Source organism: Dietzia sp. MNB45, from assembly GCF_051994785.1.
Classification (GTDB): domain Bacteria; phylum Actinomycetota; class Actinomycetes; order Mycobacteriales; family Mycobacteriaceae; genus Dietzia; species Dietzia kunjamensis.
The window spans coordinates 1798337-1824747 of the sequence record NZ_CP163397.1 but is presented as its reverse complement, the minus strand read 5'-3'; the positions used below and the strand labels follow the sequence as shown (position 1 = coordinate 1824747).

Annotated in this window: 25 protein-coding genes; 19 read left to right on the top strand and 6 right to left on the bottom strand. The window is 71.3% G+C overall.

Annotation, left to right across the window (positions count from 1 at the left end; translation table 11 throughout):
• The first annotated feature begins 97 nt into the window (after positions 1 to 97).
• From def to secG, 18 genes are all read left to right on the top strand, one after another.
• Complete coding sequence (def, locus tag AB5G72_RS08780) at positions 98 to 652, top strand: peptide deformylase (protein ID WP_185950490.1); 555 nt, start codon at positions 98 to 100, stop codon at positions 650 to 652.
• Between the two features lie 3 nt (positions 653 to 655).
• Complete coding sequence (gene fmt, locus AB5G72_RS08775; protein ID WP_185950491.1) at positions 656 to 1588, top strand: methionyl-tRNA formyltransferase; 933 nt, start codon at positions 656 to 658, stop codon at positions 1586 to 1588.
• On the top strand, positions 1585 to 3102 hold the full coding sequence (locus AB5G72_RS08770; protein WP_440221434.1) for an RsmB/NOP family class I SAM-dependent RNA methyltransferase: 1518 nt from the start codon (positions 1585 to 1587) through the stop codon (positions 3100 to 3102). The genes fmt and AB5G72_RS08770 overlap by 4 nt, the downstream gene beginning before the upstream one ends.
• Positions 3095 to 4054 (top strand): alpha/beta hydrolase, encoded by a 960-nt coding sequence (locus AB5G72_RS08765; RefSeq protein ID WP_440221433.1) that lies wholly within the window; start codon positions 3095 to 3097, stop codon positions 4052 to 4054. The genes AB5G72_RS08770 and AB5G72_RS08765 overlap by 8 nt, the downstream gene beginning before the upstream one ends.
• Before the next feature lie 66 nt (positions 4055 to 4120).
• Positions 4121 to 4789 (top strand): ribulose-phosphate 3-epimerase, encoded by a 669-nt coding sequence (rpe, locus tag AB5G72_RS08760; protein WP_440221432.1) that lies wholly within the window; start codon positions 4121 to 4123, stop codon positions 4787 to 4789.
• Between the two features lie 128 nt (positions 4790 to 4917).
• A complete protein-coding gene (gene ribD / locus AB5G72_RS08755) occupies positions 4918 to 5964 on the top strand; it encodes a bifunctional diaminohydroxyphosphoribosylaminopyrimidine deaminase/5-amino-6-(5-phosphoribosylamino)uracil reductase RibD (RefSeq protein WP_120284297.1) in 1047 nt (348 codons plus the stop codon).
• Entirely contained in the window at positions 5964 to 6587 is a 624-nt protein-coding gene (locus AB5G72_RS08750; protein WP_067716372.1) for a riboflavin synthase, read from the top strand. The genes ribD and AB5G72_RS08750 overlap by 1 nt, the downstream gene beginning before the upstream one ends.
• 73 nt (positions 6588 to 6660) lie before the next feature.
• Positions 6661 to 7947, top strand: coding sequence for a bifunctional 3,4-dihydroxy-2-butanone-4-phosphate synthase/GTP cyclohydrolase II (locus tag AB5G72_RS08745; RefSeq protein WP_154827501.1), 1287 nt, complete (start codon positions 6661 to 6663; stop codon positions 7945 to 7947).
• Positions 7944 to 8420 carry a 6,7-dimethyl-8-ribityllumazine synthase gene (gene ribH / locus AB5G72_RS08740; RefSeq protein WP_440221431.1) on the top strand — a complete coding sequence of 159 codons (477 nt, stop codon included), beginning with the start codon at positions 7944 to 7946 and terminating at the stop codon, positions 8418 to 8420. Before AB5G72_RS08745 ends, ribH begins: the two co-directional genes overlap by 4 nt.
• Entirely contained in the window at positions 8417 to 8890 is a 474-nt protein-coding gene (locus AB5G72_RS08735; protein WP_067716366.1) for a PH domain-containing protein, read from the top strand. The genes ribH and AB5G72_RS08735 overlap by 4 nt, the downstream gene beginning before the upstream one ends.
• A gap of 6 nt (positions 8891 to 8896) precedes the next feature.
• A complete protein-coding gene (gene uvrC, locus AB5G72_RS08730; protein WP_253003625.1) occupies positions 8897 to 10978 on the top strand; it encodes an excinuclease ABC subunit UvrC in 2082 nt (693 codons plus the stop codon).
• Positions 10979 to 10982: 4 nt separating this feature from the next.
• Complete coding sequence (gene rapZ / locus AB5G72_RS08725; protein ID WP_067716361.1) at positions 10983 to 11873, top strand: RNase adapter RapZ; 891 nt, start codon at positions 10983 to 10985, stop codon at positions 11871 to 11873.
• A gap of 8 nt (positions 11874 to 11881) precedes the next feature.
• Entirely contained in the window at positions 11882 to 12850 is a 969-nt protein-coding gene (locus tag AB5G72_RS08720; RefSeq protein ID WP_120283304.1) for a gluconeogenesis factor YvcK family protein, read from the top strand.
• A gap of 37 nt (positions 12851 to 12887) precedes the next feature.
• Positions 12888 to 13871: a DNA-binding protein WhiA gene (gene whiA, locus AB5G72_RS08715; RefSeq protein WP_067716356.1), complete on the top strand. Its 984-nt coding sequence runs from the start codon at positions 12888 to 12890 to the stop codon at positions 13869 to 13871.
• Positions 13872 to 13991: 120 nt separating this feature from the next.
• Entirely contained in the window at positions 13992 to 15008 is a 1017-nt protein-coding gene (gap, locus tag AB5G72_RS08710) for a type I glyceraldehyde-3-phosphate dehydrogenase (RefSeq protein ID WP_440221430.1), read from the top strand.
• A gap of 141 nt (positions 15009 to 15149) precedes the next feature.
• Positions 15150 to 16367 (top strand): phosphoglycerate kinase, encoded by a 1218-nt coding sequence (locus AB5G72_RS08705; protein WP_440221429.1) that lies wholly within the window; start codon positions 15150 to 15152, stop codon positions 16365 to 16367.
• 26 nt (positions 16368 to 16393) lie between these two features.
• A complete protein-coding gene (gene tpiA / locus AB5G72_RS08700; protein WP_067716347.1) occupies positions 16394 to 17179 on the top strand; it encodes a triose-phosphate isomerase in 786 nt (261 codons plus the stop codon).
• Between the two features lie 127 nt (positions 17180 to 17306).
• The gene (secG, locus tag AB5G72_RS08695; RefSeq protein ID WP_067716343.1) at positions 17307 to 17540 is read left to right on the top strand and encodes a preprotein translocase subunit SecG; all 234 of its coding nucleotides are present in this window, start codon (positions 17307 to 17309) and stop codon (positions 17538 to 17540) included.
• A 91-nt stretch (positions 17541 to 17631) separates the two neighbouring features.
• Here the strand turns inward: secG and pgl are convergent, their stop codons facing one another.
• From pgl to tkt, 5 genes are read right to left on the bottom strand one after another with little or no spacing between them, the layout of a single operon-like run.
• On the bottom strand, positions 17632 to 18354 hold the full coding sequence (gene pgl / locus AB5G72_RS08690; RefSeq protein ID WP_440221428.1) for a 6-phosphogluconolactonase: 723 nt from the start codon (positions 18352 to 18354) through the stop codon (positions 17632 to 17634).
• Positions 18355 to 18412: 58 nt separating this feature from the next.
• Complete coding sequence (locus tag AB5G72_RS08685) at positions 18413 to 19345, bottom strand: glucose-6-phosphate dehydrogenase assembly protein OpcA (protein ID WP_185950497.1); 933 nt, start codon at positions 19343 to 19345, stop codon at positions 18413 to 18415.
• Complete coding sequence (gene zwf / locus AB5G72_RS08680) at positions 19330 to 20907, bottom strand: glucose-6-phosphate dehydrogenase (RefSeq protein ID WP_440221481.1); 1578 nt, start codon at positions 20905 to 20907, stop codon at positions 19330 to 19332. The genes AB5G72_RS08685 and zwf overlap by 16 nt, the downstream gene beginning before the upstream one ends.
• Positions 20907 to 22013 (bottom strand): transaldolase, encoded by a 1107-nt coding sequence (tal, locus tag AB5G72_RS08675; RefSeq protein WP_120283292.1) that lies wholly within the window; start codon positions 22011 to 22013, stop codon positions 20907 to 20909. Before tal ends, zwf begins: the two co-directional genes overlap by 1 nt.
• Positions 22010 to 24121 carry a transketolase gene (tkt, locus tag AB5G72_RS08670; RefSeq protein WP_067716333.1) on the bottom strand — a complete coding sequence of 704 codons (2112 nt, stop codon included), beginning with the start codon at positions 24119 to 24121 and terminating at the stop codon, positions 22010 to 22012. The genes tal and tkt overlap by 4 nt, the downstream gene beginning before the upstream one ends.
• Positions 24122 to 24297: 176 nt before the next feature.
• On the opposite strand from tkt, the gene AB5G72_RS08665 reads away from it, so the two are divergent.
• Positions 24298 to 25314, top strand: a complete 1017-nt coding sequence (locus AB5G72_RS08665) for a heme o synthase (protein WP_256385623.1) — start codon at positions 24298 to 24300, stop codon at positions 25312 to 25314.
• A gap of 19 nt (positions 25315 to 25333) precedes the next feature.
• Here AB5G72_RS08665 and AB5G72_RS08660 read toward each other — a convergent pair whose 3' ends face one another.
• Complete coding sequence (locus tag AB5G72_RS08660) at positions 25334 to 26302, bottom strand: quinone oxidoreductase family protein (protein WP_120283290.1); 969 nt, start codon at positions 26300 to 26302, stop codon at positions 25334 to 25336.
• Between the last annotated feature and the right edge of the window lie 109 nt (positions 26303 to 26411).

The following is a 26411-nucleotide window of genomic DNA, read 5'->3' as shown; positions in this document are numbered from 1 at the left end:
CCCGCCGTGCGTCCGGCCGACCGCCGACGACGGCGCACGCCGACGGAGCGCCTAGAATGGCCGTTCAGCACCGACGCCTGCCAGGAGACCCATACGCATGTCCGTCCATCCCGTCCGGCTCTTCGGCGACCCGGTCCTCCGGACCCCCGCCGACCCCGTCACCTCCTTCGACGACAGGCTGGCACGCACCGTGGCGGACCTCATGGACACCGTCGCGCACGAGGAGGGTGCCGGGCTCGCGGCGCCCCAGATCGGGTTGTCCACCCGTGTGTTCGTCTACAGCTGCGGCGGGCGGGAGGGTCACCTGGTCAATCCCGAGTGGGAGCCGATCGGCGAGGAGAGGACCCACGTCAACGAGGGCTGCCTGTCCATCCCCGGGATCTCCCTGCCCACCGAGCGGTTCGCCCGCGTCCGGGCGCGCGGTGTGGACGTGCACGGCGCACCCGTCAGCTTCGAGGCCGAGGGCATCCTCGCCCGCGCCGTCCAGCATGAGACCGACCACCTGGACGGGGTGCTGTTCCTGCAGCGCCTCACCCCGGAGCGCCGTCGCGAGGCGATGGCCGAGGTCCGCTCGGCCAGCTGGTTCGGCAGCGCCGCGGTCAGCGGCGGCGTCATCTACGACACGCTCTCCGACGCGATGGCGGTGAGGTGAGAAGTGCGTCTCGTCTTCGCCGGCACCCCGGAGGTCGCCGTTCCTTCCCTGCAGGCGCTGCTCGACAGTGACCGTCACGAGGTCGTCGCCGTCGTCTCGCGTCCCGACGCCCGCACCGGCCGCGGTCGGGGACTGTCCCGCAGCCCCGTGGCGGCCGCGGCCGACGCAGCGGGCATCGAGGTCCTCACCCCGCCGAACGCCCGCGACCCCGAGTTCGCGGAGCGACTGCGCGCGCTGACACCCGACGCGGTTCCGGTGGTCGCCTACGGCCACCTCGTTCCGCGCCCCGTCCTCGACATCCCCACCCACGGGTGGATCAACCTGCACTTCTCCCTGCTCCCCGCATGGCGGGGGGCCGCCCCGGTCAACGCCGCCGTCGCCGCCGGTGACGAGGTCACCGGCGCGACCACCTTCCTGCTGGACGAGGGCATGGACACCGGCCCGGTCCTGGGGACGATGACCGAGACCGTCCGGCCCCGCGACACGGCCGGGGACCTCCTCGGCCGACTCGGGGTGTCCGGCGCCGGGCTGCTCGCGGCGACCCTGGACGGGATCGAGTCGGGAGAGCTCCGCGCGGTTCCCCAGCCGGCCGACGGCGCCTCCCATGCACCGAAGCTCACGGTCGACGACGCGCGGGTGCGGTGGAGCGATCCCGCCCTGGCCGTCGACCGGCACATCCGGTCGGTCACCCCTGCGCCGGGCGCCTGGACGACGCTCGGCGGCGAACGGGTGAAGATCGGCTCGGCCCGCCCCGCCGAGGACGCGCCCACGGACCTCGGGCCCGGACTCATCTCGTGGGACAAGCGGTCGTTCCTCGTGGGCACCGCGACGGTACCGATGGCGATCGAGACCATCCAGCCCCACGGCAAGAAGATGATGAACGCGCTGGACTGGGTGCGCGGCGCCCGGCTCGACGAGGGCGCGGTGTTCGAGTGAGCGCCGACGACCGACAGGGCCGCGGGCAGGGGCCCGATCCCCGCCGCGGGGGCGGACAGGGACGCCCGAAGAGCGGTGGAGGCAACCGCCCGCAGTCGGACCGCCGGCGACGTCCGGACACCCGGCCGCAGAAACAACAGAAACAGCAGAAGCAACCCCGTCCCGACGCCAGGACCGTCGCGCTGGCGGTCATGGCGGCCGTGCGGGAACGCGCCGCCTACGCCAACCTGGCCCTGCCGGCGGAACTGCGCCGCGCCAAGCTGGACACACGCGACGCGGCGCTGGCCACGGAGTTGACCTACGGCACGCTCCGCGCACAGGGACTGCTCGACCGGGTGATCGTGCTCGCGGCGTCCCGGCCCGTCGAGGAGATCGACCCGCCGGTCCTCGATCTCGTGCGGCTGGGCGCCTACCAGTTGCTGTTCACCCGGATCGGTGCGCACGCCGCCGTCGACACCGCCGTCGAGGCCGCGCGCACCGCCGGCCTGGGCCGGGCGGGCGGGTTCGTCAACGCGGTCCTCCGCAAGGTCGCCGCCCGCGACCTCGACTCCTGGGTCGACGCGCTGCGTGACGGTGTGACCGACCCGGTGGCTCGGATGGCCATCGGCACCGCGCACCCGGAGTGGATCGCCCGCGCGTTCGCGGACTCGCTCGGCGCCGCCGCCGGGGAGCTTCCCGAGTTGCTCGCCGCCGACGACGCCCGGCCGAAGGTCCACCTGGCCGCCCGCCCCGGTGCCATCACGGGCGAGGAACTGGCACTGATCACCGGCGGTACGGAGGGTGAGCTGTCCCCGTACGCGGTCCACCTGGACTCCGGGGACCCCGGAACGCTCGACGCCGTACGAGAAGGGCTCGCGGCGGTCCAGGACGAGGGCAGCCAGCTCGTGGCGCTGGCCGCCGCCCGCGCCCCCCTGGGCGGTCCGGACTCCGGGAGGTGGCTCGATCTGGCCGCCGGGCCCGGCGGGAAGGCGGTCCTGCTGGGCGCGCTGGCGGAGATCGAGCAGGCGACGCTCACCGGGGTGGAGATCTCCGAGCACCGCGCCGACCTGGTCCGCGGCGCGACCAAGGACCTGCCGGTGACCGTGCACACGGCCGACGGACGCGACCCGGGTCTGGAGCCGGGGTTCGACAGGGTATTACTCGACGCCCCGTGTTCCGGCCTCGGCGCACTTCGCCGTCGACCCGAGGCGCGGTGGCGCAAGACCAGCGCCGACATCCCGGGCCTGGTCACGCTCCAGCGCGAACTCCTCGAGTCGGCCCTGCGTCTGGTCCGACCGGGCGGGGTGGTGCTGTACGCGACCTGCTCGCCCCACCTCTCGGAGACAGTGTCGGTCATCCGCGAAGCCGCCCGGCGTGACGACGTCGAACTCCTCGACGTGCGTGACATCCTCGCGGAGGTGGTCGGCCGTCCGGTCGACGGACTGGGCGACGGCCCGTGGGTGCAACTGTGGCCGCACCGGCACAGCACAGACGCGATGTTCATGGCGGCACTTCGACGGGGTCACGATGCGTGAGGACGCGCAGTTCAGCTCGCACGGGGTACGGTGCTCGGCCTGGGTCTACCGCCCGGACGCGCCGTCGGTCGAACCTGCAGGCCCGGCACCGGCCTCCCCGGCACCAGCCACTCCCGCGCCGGCCACCCCCGCGCCGGCCATCGTCATGGCACACGGCTTCGGGTGCATCCGGGACCTGCGCCTACCCGCGTACGCCGAGCGCTTCCGGGACGCCGGCTTCGTCGTGGTGGTCTTCGACTACCGGCATTTCGGCGCCAGCGACGGACAACCCCGGCAACTCCTCGACATCGGCCGCCAACTCGACGACTGGCGGTCAGCCCTGGCCTTCACCCGGTCGCTGCCCGGCGTCGATCCGGACCGCGTCATCGCGTGGGGCACGTCGTTCTCGGGAGGTCACGTCCTCACCCTCGCCGGCACGGGGGAGCGGCTGGCGGGAGTCATCGCCCAGGTCCCGCATGTGAGCGGTCCGGCCGCGGTCAGGGCGACGGGGCTCGCGGCGGCGCTCCGACTCGGCCCGGCCATCGTCGACGACCTGTGGCGCTCGCTCCGGCGTCGCGAGCCCCGGTACGTGCGTCTCGTCGGACGACCGGGGGACACGGCGGTCATGACGAGTCCGGACGCCGATCCCGCGGTGAATCGGCTCGCGGCCGACTCGGGACTGCGCCGCAGTGAATTCCGCGACGACGTCGCAGCACGGATCCTGGCACGGATTGGCTTCTACTCGCCGATGCGGCACACGCGGCGGATCACCTGCCCGACGCTGGTGCAGATCGCGACGGAGGACGCCATCACCCCCGCGGCGACCGCGCGTCGGGCGGCGCAGCGGATCCCGCGCGGCCGCTACCTGGAGTACCCGTGCGAGCACTTCGACCCTTACGTCGACCCGCACTTCGAGCGCATCATCGCCGACCAGCTCGAGTTCCTGACCTCGGTCACCGGCTCCGTCGACTGACCGGTCCGCGGGCCGCCGTCCCATGTCGGCGGAGCAGCCCGGACGGGCCCGCCTAGACTGGTCGTCATGTCGTACCAGCCGCTCATCGCGCCGTCGATCCTGTCCGCCGACTTCGCCCGTCTGGACCGCGAGATCGAGCGCATCCCGTCCGCCGACTGGATCCACGTGGACGTCATGGACGGTCACTTCGTGCCCAACCTGTCCTTCGGTGCGCCGGTCGCGAAGGCGGTCGGGAGGGTCACGGACAAGCCGATGGACTGCCATCTCATGATCACCGACCCGGCGCGCTGGGTCGGTGACTACGTGGACGCGGGCGCGTTCAACGTCACCTTCCACGTGGAGGCCACCGACGACCCGAAGGCCGTCGCCGACCTGCTGCACGCCAGGGGGTGCAAGGCGGGTATCTCCATCAAGCCCGAAACCGCCGTCGAGCCGTACCTCGACCTGCTCGACCACGTGGACCTGGTCCTGGTGATGAGCGTCGAGCCCGGCTTCGGCGGCCAGAAGTTCATGCCCGGGGTGTTGGACAAGGTCCGCACGCTGCGCGCCGAGATCGACCGCCGTGGCCTCGACGTGCACATCCAGATCGACGGTGGCATCGACGCGGGGACGATCGCCGAGTGCGCGGCGGCGGGGTGCGACGTGTTCGTGGCCGGTTCGGCCGTCTACGGTGCCCCGGATCCCGACGCGATGATCGGGACCCTGCGCTCCGGGGCCCTCGCCGCGCGGGCGTGACGGTGCCGGACGTGCCGGACGTGCCGGAAGTGCCACAGGGCCCGAACGGGCCCGGGGTGCCGAGCGGGCCCGGGGTATCAGCGACGGGCGGGGCCGACCCCGCCGACCGTCGTCGCGAGCGGGACGCCCTGGCCCGGGCTATCGCCGTGTCCGCCTCCGCGTTGGGGGTGTGCACCCCCAACCCGCCGGTCGGTGCGGTGGTGCTCGACGCCGCCGGAGAGGTCGTGGGCATCGGCGCGACCGAGGCCCCGGGCGGACGGCACGCCGAGGTGGTGGCGCTGGACTCCGCCGGGGACCGCGCGCGCGGTGGGACGATCGTGGTCACCCTCGAGCCGTGTGACCACCACGGGCGCACCGGTCCGTGCACCTCCCGCATCGTCGCCGCCGGGCTCGCCCGCGTGGTCTACGCGGTGTCCGACCCCAATCCGGTGGCGTCCGGCGGAGCCGGGACCCTGCGGCGCGAGGGGGTCGAGGTGGCACGAGCCGACGACGACGAGGTGAGCGCCGCCCGCAGCGGCCCGCTGAGGGCGTGGCTCCACCGTCAGGACCACGGCCGCCCCCTCGTCACCTGGAAGTACGCGGCGAGTCTGGACGGCAGGGTAGCGGCTGCGGACGGGTCGAGTAAGTGGATCACCGGGCCGGTTTCGCGCCGCCACGCCCACGCCAGACGACAGGAGATCGACGCCCTCGTCGTCGGTACCGGAACGCTGCGCGCCGACGACCCCGCGCTGACCGCCCGCACCGACGACGGCCGGCCCGCCCCCCGCCAGCCCCTCCGGGCGGTGATGGGGCTGAGCCCCGTGCCCGCGGACGCGACGGTGCGCGGCACCGACGGCCGGTTCCGACACCTGGCCACCCGCGATCCCGCCGAGGCGCTGGGACTTCTCGGCGAGGTCTCCCACGTCCTCGTCGAGGGCGGCCCCAGGCTGGCGGGGGCGTTCCTCGCCGCCGGACTCGTCGACGAGATCGACGCGTACCTCGCGCCCCTGGTGCTCGGCGCCGGGCGGTCGGCGGTCTCCGGAGCCGGGGTGGACACGCTCGCGGCCGCCCACGGTTTCCGGATCCGCGGGACCACCGTCCTGGGCGACGACGTCCACCTGCGCTTGACACGACCCGGCCTGGCACGACCCGCCACCGCGACCACGCTGACCGCACCGACGAGAGGACCCCGCTGATGTTCACCGGAATCGTGGAGGAGCTCGGAACCCTCGACTCGGTCGAGACGACCGGCGACTCCGCGCGCCTGCGCATACGGGGGCCCCTGGTCACCTCGGACGCCCACCACGGTGACTCGATCGCCGTCAACGGGGTGTGCCTGACCGTCACCGGCTGGGAGCCGGGGGAGTACTTCGAGGTGGACGTGATGGCCGAGTCGCTCGACCGGACCGCACTCGGTGCACTGTCACCGGGCGACCCCGTCAACCTGGAACGCGCCATGCGCGCGGACGCCCGGTTCGGCGGTCACATCGTCCAGGGCCACGTCGACGGCACAGGCCACGTGATCAGCCGCGACGAGCACGAGCACTGGCACGTCGTGCGCATCTCGCTGCCGGGTGACCTCGCCCGGTACGTGGTCGAGAAGGGGTCGATCACCGTCTCCGGGACCTCGCTGACGGTCTCGGCGGTCAGTGCCGCGGACGAGCCGGAGCCGTGGTTCGAGGTGTCCCTCATCCCCACGACGCTCGCCGACACGATCCTCGGGGGACTGGGCGCGGGCGACCCCGTCAACCTGGAGGTCGACGTGCTGGCCAAGTACGTCGAGCGGCTGCTGGGCGGACGCGGTGGGGGGTCCCACTGACCCGATGCGCCATACTTGAACCCGCGCCCGCGGCCTCCGCTCGGGCCCGCCAGACCTAGGAGAACCCGCTGCAGTGACCACCTTTGACGGCATCGAGCGAGCCATCGCCGACATCGCGGCGGGACGGGCCGTCGTGGTGGTGGACAGTGAGGACCGCGAGAACGAGGGCGACCTGATCTTCGCCGCCGAACTCGCGACGCCCGAGCTGATGGGCTTCCTCGTGCGGTACTCCTCCGGTTACGTGTGCGTCGCGCTCGAGGCGGAGGACTGCCTTCGGCTGGACCTGCCGCCCATGCGCGCCATCAACGAGGACCGCCACGACACCGCGTACACCGTGACGGTCGACGCGCGCACGGGGGTCTCCACCGGCATCTCGGCCGCCGACCGCGCCCGCACCGCGAGGCTGCTCGCCGCCGACGACACCGTGCCCGGCGACTTCACCCGGCCCGGCCACGTGGTGCCCCTGCGCGCCCGGCCCGGCGGCGTGCTCACCCGGCCCGGCCACACCGAGTCCGCCGTCGACCTCGCCCGGTTGGCCGGTCTGCGCCCGGCGGGCGTCATCTGCGAGATCGTCTCCGAGGACGACCCCACGACCATGGCGCGCACCCCCGAGCTCCGGCGGTTCGCCGACGAGCACGGGCTGGCGATGATCACCATCGAGGCGCTCCAGGCGTGGCGCCGCGCGAACGAGGTCCAGGTGGTACACGAGGTCGCCGCCCGGATCCCCACGCCGGCCGGGACCATGACCGCCCACGGGTACCGCGACACCCTCCAGGGAGTCGAACACGTCGCCATGGTGGCCGGCGACATCTCGGGGGACGATCCGGTCTCCGTCCGCATCCACTCCGAGTGCCTGACCGGCGACGTGTTCCACTCGCTGCGCTGTGACTGCGGCCCGCAACTCGACGCTGCCGTCGCCGCGGTGTGCGAGGAGGGGCGCGGGGTCGTGCTGTACATGCGTGGGCACGAGGGCCGGGGGATCGGCCTGGTGCAGAAACTGCGCGCCTACCAACTGCAGGACTCCGGACGCGACACCGTCGACGCCAATCTCGACCTGGGCCTGCCCGCCGACGCCCGCGACTTCAGCCTGGCCGCACAGATGCTGCGCGACCTCGGAGTGACCCGGGTACGACTGATGACCAACAACCCCGCCAAGGCCGACGCCCTGCGCGCCGGTGGCGTGGAGGTGGTGGCCCGGGTGCCCATGCCGACGGCGGTCACGCCCGAGAACCTGCGGTACCTGCGCACCAAGCGCGACCGGATGGGCCACCTGCTCGAGGGGCTCGACGAGGGACCCGCCGGCCCGGCCGGCGCCGACGTGGACGTGGACGTGGACGTGGACGGAGAGGATCAGCCATGAGCGGCAGCGGTAGACCGGAACTGGTGATCCCCGACGCCCGCGGGCTGCGGCTCGGGGTGGTGGCCTCCACCTGGCACCAGGAGATCTGCGCCCAACTGCTGGACCGGGCCCTGGCCGTCGCCGACGCCTCCGGCGCGGTGGTGACCCTGGCCCGCGTGACCGGGGCCGTGGAGCTACCGGTGGTGGCCCAGGAGCTCGCACGGACCCATGACGCCGTCGTGGCGCTCGGCGTGGTGATCCGGGGTGCGACCCCGCACTTCGACCACGTCTGTCGCTCGGTGACCGACGGGCTCACCCGGATCGCCCTCGACGAGGCCACCCCTGTCGCCCACGGGGTGCTCACCACCGAGAACGAGGGCCAGGCCCGAGACCGCGACGGCCACGAGGGTGCCTCCGAGGACAAGGGGGGAGAGGCCGTCGCCGCCGTGCTCGGCGCCGCCATCGCCCTGCGCGACCTGAGGACCGGTCGATGAACGAGAACTGGGAGTTCGAGCACCGGCCCCGTCGGATGCGCACCACCGCGATCGCCGTGGCGGTGCTCATCGTCATCGTCCACGTGGTGTGGGCGGTGATCCTCGTCCGCGGTGACACCGGGGTGACGATCGGGATCGCCGATCAGTTCGCCTTCGTGGTGATCGGGTTCATCTTCGCCGGGGTGCTGCTGACCCTCCTGCGGATCCGCGTCCGGGTCGGGCAGCAGGGCGTCGAGCTCCGCGGGCCGCTGCGCGTCCGGACCTGGGGCTGGGACGACGTCGTCGGGCTGACGTTCCCGCGCTCCAGCTACTGGCCCCGGCTCGAACTCCCGGCCTACGAGCACGCGGGGATCTGGGCTATTCAGTCCATCGACGGCCAGCACGGGATCGACGGCATGGCGCGCCTGCGCGAGGCCGTCCGCACCCATAAGCCCTCGGCCGCCGATCCCGAGACCGTCGCCGACCGCTGACCCGCCGTGGCCGATCCGCGAACCTACCGCCCGGCCCCCGGCTCGATCCCGACGGAGCCGGGGGTCTACCGCTTCCGTGACGAGCACGGGCGCGTCATCTACGTCGGCAAGGCGAAGAACCTGCGGAGCCGGCTGAGCTCGTACTTCGCGGACCTGTCCCTCCTCCACCCCCGTACCCGGCGGATGGTTCTCGCCGCGGCCGGCGTGCAGTGGACGGTCGTGTCCACCGAGGTCGAGGCGCTCCAGCTCGAGTACACGTGGATCAAGAAGTACGACCCCCGGTTCAACGTCCGGTACCGCGACGACAAGACGTATCCGATGCTGGCGGTCACCGTGGGGGAGGAGTTCCCCCGTGCCTTCGTCTACCGGGGACCCCGGCGCCCGGGGACCCGCTACTTCGGGCCCTACTCACACGCGTGGGCCATCCGCGACACCCTCGACACTCTGCAGCGGGTCTTCCCCGTCCGCTCGTGCTCCGCCGGGGTGTTCAAGCGGCAGGCGCAGCTCGGCAGGCCCTGTCTGCTGGGATACATCGACAAGTGCGCCGCCCCCTGCATCGGACGGGTGACCCCGGACGAGCACCGCGCGATTGTCAACGAGCTCATCGACTTCCTGGCCGGACGTACCGATGCGATCATGCGCCGCATCGAGAAGCGGATGCTCGAGGCCTCCGCGGACCTCGACTTCGAACGGGCCGCGCGGCTGCGTGACGACCTCGGCGCCATGCGGCGTGCGATGGAGAAGCAGGCCGTCGTGCTGGGTGACGGCACCGACGCCGACGTGGTGGGCGTCGAGGTCGACGAACTGCAGGTCTCCGTCCAGGTGTTCCACGTGCGCGGGGGCCGCATCCGCGGCCAACGCGGCTGGGTGGTCGAACACGCCCACGGCGTCGACGCCGACGGCGAGTTCGACGCGGCCCGTGCCGTGCCCGGGGTCGTCTCCGACTATCTCGCGCAGTTCTACGGGGGAGAGGCCGACCTCGCGGAGGCGGCCGAATCCGGCGACATCTCGGCTGCCGTACCCCGCGAGGTGCTGGTGCCCGCCCTGCCCGAGGACTCGGACGAGCTCGCGGACTGGCTCTCGGCGCTGCGCGGCTCCCGTGTGTCGCTCCGGGTGCCCCAGCGGGGTGACAAGCGGGCCCTGGCGGAGACGGTCCACCGCAACGCCGTCGAGGCCCTGACGCAGCACAAACTCCGGCGCAGCGGCGACCTCACCGCCCGCTCCGCGGCGCTCCAGGAGATCCAGGAGACCCTCGAGCTGGACTCGGCGCCCCTGCGCATCGAGTGCGTGGACATCTCCCACACCCAGGGCACCGACGTCATGGCCTCCCTCGTGGTCTTCGAGGACGGCATCCCGCGCAAGAGCGACTACCGGCTCTACCGCATCCGCGACGCCGCGGGTGACGGCCACTCCGACGACGTCGGCAGCATCGCCGAGGTCACGCGTCGTCGCTTCCGGCGTCACCACGAGGACCCCTCCGTCACCCCGGACGAGGTCGACGGGCCGGTCGACGACGACGCGGGCACGGGGGGCACCGCCCCCGCGGCCCGCCGGTTCGCCTACCCACCGCAGCTCTTCGTCGTCGACGGTGGTCGGCCCCAGGTCGAGGCGGCCGCCGAGGTCCTCTCCGAGCTGGGGGTCACCGACGTACCCGTGGTCGGGATCGCCAAGCGACTCGAGGAGATCTGGCTCCCGGGAGAGGAGTACCCCGTGATCTTCCCGCGCCACGGGGAGGGGCTGTTCCTGCTCCAGCGGCTCCGCGACGAGGCCCATCGGTTCGCCATCCGCGCCCACCGGGGCGCGCGGTCCAGGCGGATGACGGCCTCCGTGCTCGACGACGTCCCCGGCCTCGGACCCACCCGTCGGGCGGCGTTGGTGGAGACGTTCCCGACCGTGTCCGCACTGCGCGCCGCGAGCGCGGACGAGCTGTGCGCCGTGCCGGGGATCGGTCCGGGGGTCGCCGCCGCGATCCGGGCGACTCTCGGTGGTGCCGAGCCCGCGGACGCGGCCGCCGCCGACGTGGGAGACTCGGGCGGGCAGCCCGACCGGGGACAGACCGACCGGGGACTGACCGATGACACGAGGTGAGACGATGGACGCAGGTGACGACGACGGCCACGCCGCGCGGGGGCGCGAGCTCCTCCTGATCAGCGGCATGTCCGGGGCGGGCAAGGGGACCGCGTCCAAGGTCCTCGAGGAATTCGGCTGGTATGTCGTCGACAACCTCCCGTTGACGTTCGTGGGCGACCTGCTCGCCCGGTTCGAGGAGTCCGACGACGAGCCCCTCCGCCTGGCGATCGTCGCCGACACCCGCAGCCTCGGGTTCGACGAACACCTCGGCGACCTCCTCGACCTGTTCGATCGGCGCCCGCAGGCTCGGATCCTGTTCCTCGAGGCCTCGGACGAGGCGCTGGTCAGCAGGTTCAACAACGTCCGTCGCTCCCATCCGCTGCAGTCGGGTGGCGGCCTGATCGACGGCATCACCCGGGAGCGCAGGATCCTCGAGGGGCTGCGGGGGCGTGCCGACGTCGTCGTGGACACCTCGGCGCTCAGTGTCCACGACCTCCGCCACCGGCTGGAGACCCCCTTCGGTGACCTCGGGTTCGACTTCCACCTCACGGTCGAGTCGTTCGGGTTCAAGTACGGCGTCCCCGTGGACGTCGACATGCTGATGGACATGCGGTTCCTGCCCAACCCGCACTGGATCCCCGAGCTCCAGCCGCACACGGGGCGCGACAAGCCCGTCCAGGACTACGTCCTCGCCGACGAATCCATCGAGGAGTACCTGCGCGCGGCGGTGTCCATGATCCGCCTGGCCATGACCGGCTACCGGCGCGAGGGCAAGCGCTACATGACGATCGCGGTCGGCTGCACCGGGGGCAAGCACCGGAGCGTGGCCATCTCCGAGTCGCTCGCCGGCAGACTGTCCGGCCTCGACTCGGTCGAGGTGCACGTACGCCACCGCGACCTCGGGCGGGAATGAGGCCGGCCATGACACACGACAGTGGTATCCCGTCCCTCGTCGCCCTCGGCGGCGGCCACGGCCTGTCGGCGACCCTCCGGGCCGCACGCCTCGTCGCCGACCACGTCACCGCGGTGGTGACGGTCGCCGACGACGGCGGCTCCTCGGGGCGACTGCGGCGCGAGCTGGGCATCCTCCCACCGGGCGACCTACGGATGGCCCTGTGCGCCCTCGCCGCCGAAGACGACGAGAAGGCGCTGCTCACCCGACTCTTCCAGCACCGCTACGGCGGCACCGGGGCGCTGGCCGGACACGCAGTGGGCAACCTCGTCTTCGCCGGCCTGTGGGAGCTGCTCGGCGACCCGGTCGAGGCACTCGACGCGGTCGGGTCGATCCTCGGTGTCACCGGCCGTGTCCTGCCGATGTCCCCGGTCGCCCTCGACATCGCCGCAGAGGTCGTCGGTCTGGAAGCGGACCCCCGCGTCGTGCGGACCATCATCGGACAGGTCGCCGTCGCGACCACACCGGGCAGCGTTCGCCGGGTCACCCTCATCCCGGCCGCTCCGCCCGCCGCGGAGGGCGTGGTGGAGGCGATCACCGGAGCCGACCTCGTGGTCCTCGGGCCCGGATCGTGGTTCACCAGCGTGATCCCCAACGTGCTCGTGCCCGAGATCGCGACCGCGCTCAAGAGGACGGCCGCGACCAAGGCCCTCGTGCTCAACCTCGCACCCCAGCCGGGGGAGACCGCCGGGTTCTCCGCCGAGCAGCACCTCCACGTGTTGCGTCAACACGCTCCCGAGGTCGACATCGACGTCCTGCTCGTGGACCCGAGGATGCCGCTGAGCGCCACCGAACGCGAGCATCTCGAACGGGCCGCGGCGGGACTGGGGGCCCGCGTGATGACCGCGGAGATAGCGAAGACCGCCGAGGATGGGACGATGAGGCCTGTCCACGACCCCGCACTGCTGGCCTCGGCGCTCGCCGACTCGGTGCGATGAGGGCCGGGTCGATGAGCCGAGAACGAAGGAGCAGGGCGTGTCGCTGACCGCACAGGTCAAGTCCGAACTGGTGAGGGTCCCCGTGGGGAACTCCGAGACCAGGAGGGCCGAGGTGTCCGCCCTGCTGAGGTTCGCCGGCACCCTCCAGGTCCTGTCCAACCGACTCGTGATCGAGGCGGAGGTGGACTCCGGCGAGATCGCGGACCGTCTCGCCGGCGAACTCGACGCCCTGTTCTCCGTCCCCTGTGAGATCCACCCGATTGGGGGTTCGGGCGGACGTCCCGCCCGCAAGTTCGTCCTGCGGGTCATCGACCGGGGTGCGGACCTGGCCCGTCAGCTCGGGCTGGTCGACAACGCCGGCCGGACGGTCCGAGGACTGCCGGCCGCGGTCGTCGGCGGCTCGGTCGCCGCCTCCGAGGCGGCGTGGCGGGGCGCGTTCCTCGCCCACGGTTCGCTCACCAAGCCCGGCCGCTCCTCGGCGTTGGAGGTCACCGCCCCGGGGGCGGAGGCGGCGATGGCGCTCGTGGGTGCGGCCCGCAGGTTGGGCGTGACGGCCAAGGCCCGCGAGGTCCGGGGCGGGGACCGCGTGGTGATCCGCGACGCCGAGGCGATCGGCGTCCTCCTCGCTCGACTGGGCGCGTCCTCCACCAGGGACATCTGGGAGGAGCGCCGCTCCCGCGGCGAGGTCCGCGCCACCGCCAACCGGCTGGCCAACTTCGACGACGCCAACCTGCGGCGCTCGGCCCGGGCCGCCGTGGCCGCGGCCGCCCGTGTCCAGCGCGCCCTGGAGATCCTCGCCGAGGACGTGCCGGACCATCTGCTCGCCGCCGGTGAACTGCGCGTCCAGCACCGCCAGTCGTCGCTGGAGGAGCTCGGGCAGCTCGCGGACCCGCCCATGACCAAGGACGCGGTCGCGGGGCGCATCCGGAGACTGCTGTCCATGGCGGACCGCAAAGCCGCCGAGCTCGGGATCCCCGACACCGAGTCCGTGGTGACCGAGGACATGCTCGACGAAGGCTGATCCACCCCGGCAGCACCCTGCGCGGGAGCGGTCCACGCCGGGTAGTCTGGGTCACGTCCCGGGCTCCACCCGGCCCCGGTGACATCAAGCGTTCTCGCACCACCAATAAGGAGACAACACGTGACCGTGCGCGTAGGCATCAACGGATTCGGACGTATCGGCCGCAACTTCTACCGCGCGGTGGAGGCTCTTAAGGCCGAGGGCAAGACGGACATCGAGATCGTGGCCGTCAACGACCTGACCACGAACGACATGCTCGCTCACCTGCTCAAGTACGACTCCATCCTGGGTCGCCTGGGCAAGGAGGTCACGTTCGACGACTCGTCGATCACGGTCGGTGGGACCAAGATCGGCGCCCTCGCGGTCAAGGAGGGCCCCGCGTCCGTGCCGTGGGGTGACTACGGTGTCGACGTCGTCGTCGAGTCCACCGGCATCTTCACCGACGCCGAGAAGGCCAAGGGCCACCTCGAGGGTGGCGCCAAGAAGGTCATCATCTCGGCGCCGGCCAAGAACGAGGACATCACCATCGTCATGGGGGTCAACGACCACGAGTACGACGGCTCGCAGACGATCATCTCCAACGCCTCCTGCACCACCAACTGCCTGGCGCCGGTCGCCAAGGTCCTCTCCGACGAGTTCGGGATCGTCAAGGGCCTCATGACCACGATCCACGCCTACACGCAGGACCAGAACCTCCAGGACGCGCCCCACAGCGACATGCGCCGTGCCCGCGCCGCCGGCATCAACATGGTGCCCACCTCCACCGGTGCGGCCAAGGCCGTCGCGCTGGTCCTGCCCGAGCTCAAGGGTAAGTTCGACGGCTACGCCGTGCGCGTCCCGCTGCCCACCGGCTCGCTCACCGACCTCACGGTCGAGCTCGAGAAGAAGGCCTCGGTCGACGAGGTCAACGCCGCGGTCAAGGCCGCCGCCGAGAGCGCGATGAAGGGCATCCTCAAGTACACCGAGGATCCCATCGTCTCCTCCGACATCGTCGGTGACCCGCACTCGTCCATCTTCGACGCGCCGCTGACCAAGGCGATCGACGGCCAGATCAAGATCGCCTCCTGGTACGACAACGAGTGGGGCTACTCCAACCGCCTCGCCGACATCATCGGCCTGGTCGGCAAGTCGCTCTAAGACCCCGCGGGACTGACATCCCCAGTACGACGATCCGGGCCCGGTCCGGGAACGCCCACAGCGTCCCGGCCGGGCCCGGAGCACATGGACCGGCAGCACCACCCACCATCACCACCGTTCTTCCGACAGGAGTCCCACCACATGGCCGTGAGCACGCTCAACGACCTGCTCGATGCCGGCGTAGAGGGTCGCAAGATCCTCGTCCGCTGCGACCTCAACGTCCCGCTCGACGGCTCGACCATCACCGATGCGGGCCGGATCACCGCCTCGCTGCCCACGCTCAACGCTCTGCTCGACGCCGGTGCGGCGCTGGTGATCACCGCGCATCTCGGCCGCCCGAAGGGTGAGCCCGACCCCGAGTTCTCCCTCGCCCCCGTGGCGGAGAAGCTGGGTGACGAGCTCGGGCGCTACGTCCAGCTCGCCGGTGACGTGGTGGGGTCGGACGCCCGCGAGCGAGCCAACGGCCTGACCGACGGGGACGTGCTCCTGGTGGAGAACGTGCGGTTCGACCCGCGCGAGACGAGCAAGGACGAGGCGCAGCGGGCCGAGTTCGCGGCCGAGCTCGCGAGCCTGGTGGGCGAGGACGGGGCGTTCGTCTCCAACGGTTTCGGGGTGGTCCACCGCGCGCAGGCGTCGGTGTACGACGTCGCCAAGGTCCTCCCTGCCTACGCCGGCGACCTCGTCCAGAGCGAGGTCGAGGTCCTCGCGAACCTCACCGGCGACCCGGAGCACCCCTACGCGGTCGTCTTGGGCGGCTCCAAGGTGTCTGACAAGCTCGCCGTGATCGAGGCCCTGGCGCCCAAGGTCGACACCCTGGTCATCGGCGGCGGCATGTGCTTCACCTTCCTCGCCGCACAGGGCCATGAGGTCGGCTCCTCACTGCTGCAGGAGGAGATGATCGACACCTGCAAGGACCTGCTCGCCAAGTTCGGCGACGTGATCAGCCTGCCCGTGGACGTGGTCGCCGCCGACGGCTTCGCCGCCGACGCCGCGCACTCCACGGTCTCCGCCGAGGCCATCCCGGAGGGGAAGATGGGCCTGGACATCGGCCCCGAGTCGGTGAAGGCGTTCAGCGAGAAGCTCTCCACCGCCAAGACCGTCTTCTGGAATGGCCCCATGGGCGTGTTCGAGTTCGAGGCGTTCTCCGCCGGGACGCGTGGTGTCGCCGAGGCCATCATCACCGCGACGCGCAGCGGCGCGTTCTCGGTGGTCGGCGGCGGCGACTCCGCCGCGGCCGTCCGCACCCTGGGTCTCGGGGAGGAGAACTTCTCCCACATCTCCACCGGCGGTGGCGCCTCGCTGGAGTACCTGGAGGGCAAGGAGCTGCCCGGCGTCACCGCCCTCGAGCGCAGCAACTGAAGACCGACGAGACCACAGGAGAGAACATGGCACGCACCCCGCTCATCGCCGGCAACTGGAAGATGAACCTCAACCACCTCGAGGCCATCGCACTCGTCCAGAAGGTCGCCTTCGCACTCCCGGACAAGTACCTGGAGAAGGTGGACGTGGCGTTCATCCCCCCGTTCACGGACATCCGTGGCGTCCAGATCGTCATCGAGGGCGACAAGCTGGGCTTCGCCTACGGCGCGCAGGACGTCTCGGTCCACGAGTCCGGTGCCTACACCGGCGAGATCTCGGCGGGGATGCTCGCCAAGCTCGGCTGCACCTATGTCGTCGTGGGCCATTCCGAGCGCCGTGACTACCACGCGGAGTCCGACGAACTCGTCGCGGCCAAGGCCGCCGCCTGCCACCGGCACGGGTTGACGCCGATCGTGTGTGTCGGCGAGAAGCTCGAGGTGCGGGAGGCAGGGGACCACGTCGACTTCGTCGTGAACCAGCTCTCCGAATCGCTCGCGGGACTGTCCACGGACCAGCTGGCCTCCACCGTGATCGCCTACGAGCCCGTGTGGGCGATCGGGACCGGCAAGACCGCGTCCGCCGCCGATGCCCAGGAGGTCTGCGCCGCCATCCGTTCCACGTTGGCCGATCTGGCCGATGACGCGACGGCCGAGCAGATGCGGGTCCTGTACGGCGGCAGCGTCAACGCCTCGACGATCGGCGAGCTGCTCGACCAACCCGATGTCGACGGTGGTCTGGTCGGAGGCGCGTCGCTCAAGCCGGACGAGTTCGCCCAGCTGTCGGCGATCGCCGCCGGTGGCCCGTTGCCCTGACACCGCCCACACCGGCGCGCCCGGCCCCGCGGGGTCGGGCGTGCCGGGATTCGCCGCGGACACCCGACCGGGTAGTCTGTAGCGGTCGCACCCGACCGCCCGACCCGACGTGAGGCACGATCCCTACATGAAGCTCGCCCTGGACATCTTCCTCATCACCACCAGCCTGCTGCTGATGCTGTTCATCCTGCTGCACCGCGGCAAGGGAGGCGGCCTGTCGTCGCTCTTCGGTGGCGGTGTCCAGTCCAGTCTCTCCGGGTCCAGCGTGGTCGAGCGGAACCTCGACCGGGTCACCGTGGTCGTCGCGATCCTCTGGGTCATCGCCATCGTGGCGGTCGGCCTCATGGTCCGGTTCGGCTGACCGACCGGTCCCCGGCGCGGCCCCACCGCCCGGGCGGACGACGGGGCGCGTCTCTTCCACCGAGTGGAAGGGACGCGCCCCGTTCCTGTTCTCAGAGCACCATCGAGGCGGCCGGTCCGTCCAGGTGATACGTGGTCGACTCGGTGCCCACGGCACCGGCGACGGGCCAGTCCGCGGGGTCCGCCCCGCCCAGGCCCCTGGCCACCGCCTCCGCCTTCCCGTCACCGGCGGCCACGACGAGCACGTGCCTCGACCTGCGCACCGCCGGGAGGGTGAAGGTCAGTCGCTCCGGTGGCGGCTTGGGGCAGTCACGCACGCCCACCGCGAGCCGCTCGGTCTCGGCGACCGCCGGCGTGTGCGGGAAGATCGAGTTCATGTGCCCCTCGGGTCCCATGCCCAGGAGGGTGACGTCGAACAGCGGCTCGTCGCCCCCGGGGAGGTCCACCGCGGCGAGGAACGCCTCGGCCGCGGCGTCGACGTCCTCGAACTCCGGTCCGCGGGCCGGCCAGCGGTGGACGGTGGCGCGGTCGCCCACGGTGCGGAGCAGGACGTCGTCGAGCTGCCCGTCGTTGCGCTCGGGGTCGTCTGCCGGGACGAAGCGTTCGTCCCCCAGGTAGATGGTCACGCGTGACCAGTCGACATCGGCCCCGGCGAGTGCGGCGGCGGTCTTCACCCCCACCGAGCCGCCCGTCAGGGACAGCGTCGCGGTCCCGGCGGTGGCGATCCGTTCGTTGAGGTGCCCGACGACGGCGAGGGCTGCCGCTTCGGCGAGGGTGTCCGCATCCGGGTGTACGAGATGGCGTGTGACTGTCATCGGCGCTCCTGTCGTGGTGGTCCGGTGGGGAAGTGACGTCGAGGTCTGGGTCCCCTGCTCAGCGAGCCGAGGCAGAGGTGTAGATGACACGGTCATGATTGGCCAACGCGTCGGCGTACACGCCGTCGGTGTCCATCCGCCGTAGCTCCTCCGACAGACAGTCGGCGACACTGCGACCGACGAGCGCCACCCGCGTGGGTGCCTGACCCGTGATGCGGAGCTCGGCGGAGGTCGCGCTGATCTGCTCGAGGACGATGGATCCCGAGGCCCGCTCCAGGACGACCATCCTCGGGCCGACGGCCCGCAGGACGTCGATCCCGAGCCGGGACGCCAGCCATCCACCGGCCAGGTCCACCGACGCCGCCCGCTCCGGGCCGCACACCGTCGCCCCGGTGATGCGCTCGAAGGGCGGGCGGTCCAGGGTCGCCGCGAGCAGGGAACGCCAGTGGGTGATGCGCGCCCACGCCAGATCGGTGTCGCCCGGGGAGTAGCCGGCCGCCCGTTTCGCCAGCGCATCGGTGGGATGCCCCTCGGCGTCGGAGTCGACGATCCGGCGCTTAGCGAGCCTGCCCACCCTGTCCTCGGACAACAACGTGGGGGAGTGGCGGGGCCACCACACGGCGAGCGGGGTGTCCGGCAGCAGCAACGGCGTGACGAGGGAGGCCGACTGGGAGGCCATCGCACCGGAGGTGCGCAGCACGACGACCTCCGCCGCCCCGGCGTCACCGCCGACGCGGATCTGACCGTCGAGCCTGTCGGCGTCCGCGCGAGGTCCGCGGATCACCACGATGACCCGGCACGGATGCTCCCGGCTGGCCTCGTTGGCCGCCTCGATCGCGGACTCGCTGCCCCGGACGTGATCGGTGATCACGATCAGCGTGAGCACCCGTCCGATCGTGCTCAGCCCGGCCTCCTCGCGGATCTGCACGAGCTTCTTGGCGATCCCGCGGGTGGAGGTGTCGGGTAGGTCGATGATCACGGTCGCCTCCATGCGCGGCCACTCCGGGCCAGAATCTCGTCGGCGCCCTTCGGCCCCCACGTCCCGGCCTGGTATTGCTCCGGTGTCCCGTCCGACTCCCATTCCTGCAGGACCGGGTCGAGGAGCTGCCAGCTCAGCTCGACCTCGCGGGAGACCGGGAAGAGCGAGGGCTCGCCCAGCAGGACGTCGAGGATGAGACGTTCGTAGGCCTCGGGGGAGGATTCGGTGAACGCTTCACCGTAGGCGAAGTCCATGTTGACGTCCCGGACCTCCATGGCGGTGCCGGGGACCTTGGAGCCGAAGCGCAACGTGACACCCTCGTCGGGCTGGACCCGGATGACCAGCGCGTTCTGGCCGAGTTCCTGCGTCATTGTCGCGTCGAAAGGCAGGTGCGGAGCGCGCCGGAAGACCACCGCGATCTCCGTGACCCGACGTCCCAACCGCTTGCCGGTGCGCAGATAGAAGGGCACCCCCGCCCATCGGCGGTTGTGGACCTCGAGCGTGATAGCTGCGTAGGTCTCGGTGGTCGAGGAGGGGTCGTACCCCTCCTCGTCCTTCAGCCCGACGACCTGCTCGGACCCCTGCCACCCCCCTGCGTACTGACCGCGCGCGGCCGTCTCGGCTACCGGCAGTGCCAGCGAGGTCGACTCGAGGACCTTGGTCTTCTCCGCCCGCAACGCGGCAGCGGAGAAATCGGTCGGTTCCTCCATCGCGACCAACGCCATCAACTGGATGAGGTGGTTCTGGATGACGTCGCGGGCCGCGCCGATGCCGTCGTAGTAGCCGGCCCGACCACCCAGACCGATGTCCTCGGCCATGGTGATCTGCACGTGATCCACGTGATTGGCGTTCCACACCGGCTCGAAGAGCTGGTTGGCGAAACGCAGCGCGAGGATGTTCTGGACCGTCTCCTTGCCGAGGTAGTGATCGATCCGGAAGACCGAGTCCTCGGGGAAGACCGCACCCACGACCGCGTTGAGTTCGCGGGCGCTCGCCAGGTCGTGCCCGAAGGGCTTCTCGATGACCACCCGGCGCCAGGACCCCTCCGGGCCGCGGGTGCACCCCGTGCGATCGAGGTGCCGGCAGACGATCGGGAAGTCATCCGGGGGGATGGACAGGTAGAACGCGTAGTTGCCTGCGGTCCCACGTTCGGCCTCGAGTGCCCCCAGCTGGTCCGCCAGACGGTCGAAGCCCTCGTCGTCGTCGAATGTCCCGGTGACGAACCGCAGTCCGGCGGCGAGCTGCTCCCACACGTCCTCACGGAACGGTGTCCGGCACCGTTCCCGGGCCTGCTCACGGGCGAACGCGGCGAACTCGTCGTGGGTCCACCGTCGGCGGCCGAAGCCGATCAGGGAGAACCCCGGCGGGAGCAGGCCACGGTTGGCCAGGTCGTAGATCGCGGGGATGAGCTTCTTCTTGGACAGGTCGCCCGTCACACCGAAGATCACGAGACCGGACGGTCCCGCGATGCGGGGGAGCCGTCGATCCCGGGGATCACGGAGCGGGTTGGCCCACCCCTCCGGGGCGCCGCCGGGGGCCTCGACGACCGGTGTCGCCCCGTCGTCCGGGCCGATCACGACCCCGTCGGGATCTCGTCGATCCGCGTCCTCACCGTGTCCACCAGGTCGTCCCAGGCGGTCACGAACTTCTGCACTCCCTGCTGCTCGAGGAGGCTGAAGACCTCGTCCAGGTCGATCCCCTCGGCGCGCAGTGCGTCGAGGGTGGCCCGGGACTCCTCGGCGGTGCCCCGGACCGTGTCGCCCTCGACGACGCCGTGGTCCGCGAACGCCTCGATGGTGCCGAACGGCATGGTGTTGACCGTCCCGTGGGTCACCAGACCGGTCACGTACAGCGTGTCGGGGTACGCCGGGTCCTTGACCCCCGTCGAGGCCCACAGGAGACGCTGGGGACGGGCTCCGCGATCGGCGAGTGCCCCGAAGCGTCCCTCGGGGTCGAACAGTTCCTCGTAGACCTCCTGGCAGAGGCGCGCATTGGCCAGACCGGCCTTGCCCCGCAGCTCTGACGACTCCGGGAGTCGCGAGTCGATCTCGGTGTCGAGCCGGGAGACGAACACGGACGCCACGGAGTGGATGGCGGACAGGTCGTGACCGGCGGCAGCGGCCTGCTCGAGTCCGGTCAGGTACGCCTCCGCCACTGCACGGTACTGGTCCGCCGAGAAGATCAGCGTGACGTTGACGTCGATGCCCTTGCCGATGACATCGGTGATGGCCGGCAGCCCCGCCGACGTCGCGGGGATCTTGATCATGACGTTCGGGCGGTCCACCACCTCGGAGAGCTCCACCGCCTGCGTCACGGTCGCCGCTGTGTCGTGGGCCAGGCCGGGGTCCACCTCGAGGGAGACGCGGCCGTCCACCCCGTCCGTCGCGCGGTGGACGTCGGCCAGGACGTCACACGCGTCGCGGACGTCGGACGTGGTCAGGGCCCGCACGACGGAATCCACGTCACGGTCGGCGCGGACCGCCTCGGTGAGCGCGCTCTCGTAGGCCGTCGAGTCGGCCAGCGCCGACTGGAAGATGGCCGGGTTGGTCGTCACGCCGACGATCGAATAGGCGGACATCCGCTTCTCGAGTTCGCCGGAGGACAGGAGCTGTCGGGACAGGTCGTCGAGCCACACGGAGACGCCGGCGGCGCTCAGGGCAGCGAGATTGGCGTTGGTCATGATGCCTCCCCGGCAGCGGCCGCGAGGGATTCGCGGGCCGCGGAGACCACCGCGTCGGCGGTGATCCCGAACTCGGTGAACAGGGTCTGGTAGGGCGCCGAGGCGCCGAAGTGCTCGAGCGAGACGGCTCGGCCGGCGTCGCCGAGGAACCGGTGCCACGGCATCGCGATGCCGGCCTCGACGCTGACCCGCGCGCGGACGGAGCGGGGGAGCACCGACTCGCGGTACCCGGCGTCCTGCTGATCGAAGAACTCGACACAGGGCATCGAGACCACACGGGTCGCCACGCCCTCCGCCTCGAGGACCTCGCGGGCCTGCACGGCCAGCTGCACCTCGGACCCGGTGCCCATGAGGATCACCTCGGGGGTCCCGGTCGAGGCCTCGGCGAGGACATAGCCCCCGCGCTCGACCCCCTCGCGGGCGAGCTCCTTGGTGCCCTCGAGCACCGGGACGTCCTGACGGGTCAGGCACAGGCCCTTGGGCCCGTCGAGTGCCTCGAGCATGGCGCGCCACGACGCCGCGGTCTCGTTGGCGTCGGCCGGACGCAGGATCGCCAGACCCGGGATGGCGCGCAGCGCCGCCAACTGTTCGACCGGCTGATGGGTGGGGCCGTCCTCGCCGAGCCCGATCGAGTCGTGGGTCCACACGTAGTACGCGTTGCTCCCCTGGAGCGCGGCGAGCCGGACGGCCGGACGCATGTACTCGCTGAAGATCAGGAACGTCCCGCCGTAGGGCCGGGTGGGACCGTGGAGGGCGATGCCGTTGAGGATCGCGCCCATGGCGTGCTCACGAACGCCGAAGTGCAGGTTGCGTCCGTACGGGGACGCGGTCCACGTGTCGGTCGAGATGGAGGACGGGCCGAAGGAGTCCGCGCCCTTGATGGGCGTGTTGTTGGAGCCGGCCAGGTCCGCGGAGCCGCCCCACAACTCGGGGAGGGTGGCACCCAGGGCCTGGATTGCCTCGGCGGACGCCTTACGCGTGGCGACGCCCTTGGAATCGGCGTCCCACGTGGGGAGCCCGGCATCCCATCCGTCGGGGAGCTCGCCCGAGTACAGGCGATCGAACAGGGTCTTGCGCTCCGGGTTCGCCTCTGCCCAGGCGTGGAACATGTCGCTCCACTGCGCGTGGACGCGGGCACCCCTGTCACGGGCGGCCCGGGTGTGGGAGATCACCTCGTCCTCCACCGTGAACGGCTCGGTGCCGCCCATGCCGAGCGCCTCCTTCACGGCGTCGACCTCGTCCTGGCCGAGCGCCGCGCCGTGCGAGGCCCCGGTGTTCATCATGGTGGGCGCCGGGAAGGCGATGACGGTGCGCAGGACGATCAGCGACGGCTTGTCGGTGACCGCACGCGCGTCGGCGATAGCCTCCTCGATGGCGGCCACGTCCTCACCGCCGTTCACCGTCTGGACGTGCCAGCCGTACGCCTCGTAGCGCGCCGCGACGTCCTCGTTGAGGGCGATCCGGGTGTTGTCCTCGATCGAGATCTCGTTGTCGTCGTAGATCGCGATGAGATTGCCGAGCTGCTGGGTGCCCGCGAGCGAGGAGGCCTCGGCGGTGACACCCTCCTGCACGTCGCCGTCGGAGGCGATCACGTAGATGAAGTGGTCGAACGGACTCTTGCCCGACGGCGTCTCCGGATCGAACAGTCCGCGCTCGTAGCGCGCGGCCATCGCCATGCCCACCGCGGAGGCCAGCCCCTGACCCAGCGGGCCGGTGGTGATCTCCACGCCGTCGGTGTGCCGCCACTCCGGGTGTCCGGGGGTCTTGGATCCCCAGGTCCGGAGCGCCTTGAGGTCGTCCAGCTCGAGCCCGAAGCCGGCGAGGTACAGCTGGATGTACTGGGTGAGAGAGGTGTGTCCACAGGACAGCACGAAGCGGTCCCGACCGACCCACGTCGGATCGGAGGGATCGTGCCGCATGATGCGCTGGTAGAGCGTGTAGGCGAGCGGCGCGAGGCTCATCGCGGTGCCCGGGTGGCCGCTACCGCAACGCTGCACGGCCTCGGCGGCGAGGACCCTCGCGGTGTCGACGGCGCGGGTGTCGAGTTCGGTCCAGTCGGACGGGTGGCGTGCAGTGGTGAGCTCGGTGATCTCCGACGCGCTGGTCACTTGTGGTTCTCCCGGGTCTGAGGGTGCGGCGCGGATCCGCGCGTATGTCGTGAACCACCTTAGTGGTCGCGGGCACGGCGGGGCTTGCGGTCCCCGCCCCCGCTCTTTCGCGGACCGCGCAGGGGGGACGTAGTATCGGGTCAGTAGTGCGTTGACGTCTGCTGCGAGGAGTTCCGGTGCACGATTCCACCCCGACCCGGAGTGGGGGGCCATCAGTCTCCCCTCCAGAGTCCACGGGGCGGCCGGCTCCGGCGAGCGGGCGAGCCCGCGCGGTCGACGTGGTGATGGCGTACATCGCCCTCACCAAGCCGCGCGTCATCGAGTTGCTGCTCGTCGCCGCCATCCCCGCCCTCCTCCAGGCCGACCGCGGCAACGTTCACCTCTCACTGGTTCTGCTCACCCTGGTGGGCGGTTGGCTGGGCGCGGCGAGCGCCAACTCGCTCAACATGGTCGTCGACGCCGACATCGACAAGGTCATGAAGCGAACCGAGCGTCGGCCGTTGGCGCGTCACGCGATCAGTACCCGGGCCGCACTGGTCTTCGGTCTGCTGCTCGGCGTCTCGAGCATGCTGTGGCTGGGTCTGCTGGCCGGGAGCTGGCTGGCCGCGTTCTTCATCCTGCTGACCATCTGTTTCTACGTGTTCGTCTACACGATGATCCTCAAGCGCCGCACGGCCCAGAACGTCGTGTGGGGCGGGGCCGCGGGATGCATGCCGGTCCTGGTGTCGTGGGCCGTGATCACCGATCATCTCCCCGAGGGGCAGGCGCACAACTGGTGGCAGGCGATCGTCCTGTTCCTCATCATCTTCTTCTGGACGCCACCGCACACCTGGGCGCTCGCGATGCGCTACAAGGAGGACTACGAGGCCGCCGGAGTGCCGATGCTCCCGGTCATCATGTCCGCCGAGGGGGTCACCCGGCGCATCACCATCTACACCTGGGTGACCGTCCTGTGCACGTTCGCCCTGATCCCCGCCGCCGGCTGGGTGTACGCGGCCGGCGCCCTCGGCTTCGGAGTGTGGTTCATCGTCATGGCACACCGCCTCGAGGCCGGTGTGCGGCGCGGGGTGGAGGTCAAGCCCCTCAAGTTGTTCATCCTGTCGAACAACTACCTGGCGGGGGTGTTCGTCGCACTGTCCGTCGACGCGGTCCTCGGACTCCAGACGATCGCGGAGATCTTCCCGATCGCCTGATCACCCACCCCCGCCCTCCTCAGCGGGCGGGGTCGAGGACGACCGAACCCGTGGTCTGCCGGGACTGCAGCGCCCGGTGCGCTTCCGCCGCCTCCGACAATCCGAACGTCGCGCCCACCGACAACCGGAGCGAGCCGTCGACGATCCCCTCGAGGACCTCGCCGGCCCGCTCACGGAACTCCCCGGTCCCGGCGATGAAGTCGCCCAGGCTCGGGCGGGTGAGGAACACCGAGCCCGCGGCGTTGAGTCGTTGGGGGTCCACCGGCGGGACCGGACCGCTCGCCGCGCCGAACAGAACCAAGGTCCCGCGGCGGGCCAGCGAGGCCAGGCTGTCGTCGAAGGTGTCCCGGCCCACGCCATCGAACACCACGGAGACACCGCCGTCGGAGAGCTCGCGGATCCTCTCCGGGGTCGCGTCGGGATAGAGCAGCACGTGGTGCGCCCCCAGTTCGCGACACAGGCCCGCCTTCTCCTCGGTCGAGGTCGTGGTGATCACACGGTGGCCGTGAGCGACTGCCAGTTGGATGAGCAGCTGCCCGACCCCGCCTGCACCCGCGGTGATCAGCACGGTGTCGCCGGGGAGGGCCCGGTGGGTGTCGGTGATCAGGTAGTGCGCCGTGAGCCCCTGCAACAGCATCGAGGCCGCCACCTCGTCGTCGATACCCTCCGGCACCGTCACCAGCGACTCGGCGGGCGCGACGACGTACTGGGCGTACGACCCCGGCACCTGACACCACGCCACCCGGTCGCCGACCATCAGGTCGGGCGTCCCCTCGCCGAGCACCTCGACCACTCCCGTCCCCTCGCTGCCGGGGACGAACGGCAGGTCCCGGGCGTAGGTGCCCTCGCGGAAGTAGGTGTCGATGTAGTTGACCCCGATCGCGGTGGTGCGGACGACCACGTCGCCCGGTCCGGGTGAGGGGACACCCGCCTCGACCGGTGTGAGCACCTCGGGTCCGCCGTGCCTGGAGATCTCTATGGCTCTCATGGCGCCGAGTATCCGGAAGTGTGTCGTCCGCCGCAGCCGGTGCCCGGACTCCGGTTCGCCGGTTCGCGGGAGTCCCGGCGGAAGCGGGGCGGGGGAGGCGATAGGCTAC